The 1083-nt window shown below is 70.6% G+C and carries 2 protein-coding genes; one reads left to right on the top strand and one right to left on the bottom strand.

Features of this window, described 5'->3' with window-relative positions:
- A partial coding sequence (locus G7A99_RS20645; protein WP_163143750.1) for an MFS transporter occupies positions 1–513 on the top strand: 513 nt, incomplete at its 5' end.
- A 13-nt stretch (positions 514–526) separates the two neighbouring features.
- Here the strand turns inward: G7A99_RS20645 and G7A99_RS20640 are convergent.
- The coding region (locus G7A99_RS20640; RefSeq protein ID WP_163143748.1) for an aldo/keto reductase at positions 527–1083 on the bottom strand (557 nt) is incomplete at its 5' end.

Raw genomic sequence — 1083 nt, 5'->3', positions numbered from 1 at the left:
ACGATGCCCTTCCTGCTTGCGGGCGCGCCGTATCACTACAACGACTCGGTGATCGGCCTGTTCGGCCTGCTCGGCGTGGCCGGCGCGCTGTGCGCCAACCTCGCCGGCCATCTCCATGACGGCGGCCGCTCCCGCGCCGGTACCGGCAGCTTCCTGGCGATGATCGCGTTGAGCTTCCTGGTGATGGCGATGTTCGCGGAGCAGCTGGTGGCCATCATGGTGGGGATCATCCTGCTGGACCTCGGCGTGCAGGGCACGCAGATCCTCAACCAGAGCGCGATCTACCAGCTCCGCCCGGAGGCCCGCGGGCGCATCACCACCGCGTACATGACCTGCTACTTCCTCGGCGGTGCGGCGGGTTCGGCGGCCGCCGCCTACCTGTACGTGCTCGGCGGCTGGACCGGGGCCTGTGCCCTGGGCGGCGCCTTCGGTGTGCTCGGCGTGCTGTTCTGGCTGACGGAGTTCCGGCCCGGCACGGCCGCACGGGCCGCGAGCGTCTGCGCGCAGCGCTGATCCCACCCGGGACTCACAAATCGCGGAAATAGCCCACCATGCGCTCACGCCCGGACGCGTCGGGCAACGCACCATGGGCGGCGCCGACGTTGTCCGCGGCGTGGGCCGGATCGCTGGTGGCGGGAATGGCGCAGGTCACCGCCGGGTGCGAGACGATGAACTTCAGGAAGTACTGCGCCCAGCTGGAGGCCCCGACCTCCCCGGCCCACGCGGGCAGCGCCCGGCCGCGCACACGGCGGAACAGCGTACCCCGCTCGAAAGGCTCGTTGACCAGCACCGCCACGCCGCGGTCCGCCGCGGCCGGGAGCAGACGCTGCTCCGCGTTACGCTGGACGATGTTGTAGTTGAACTGGACGAAGTCGATGGGCTCGCGCTCGACGATCCCGGCCAGCTCCCGGTGCATGTCGCTGCGGTAGTGGGTCACGCCGATGTAGCGCACCCGCCCCGCCTCCCGCCAGCGCCTGAGGGTATCGAGCTGGGTGCGCAGGTCGACGAGGTTGTGTACCTGCACGAGCTCCAGCCGGCCACCGCCCATGCGCTCGCCGGAGCGCTCCATCTGGGCAATCCCGT

This window comes from Arhodomonas sp. KWT (assembly GCF_010993615.1).
Note: the sequence above shows the minus strand (reverse complement) of the source record. Positions and strands in the feature narration are given on the sequence as shown.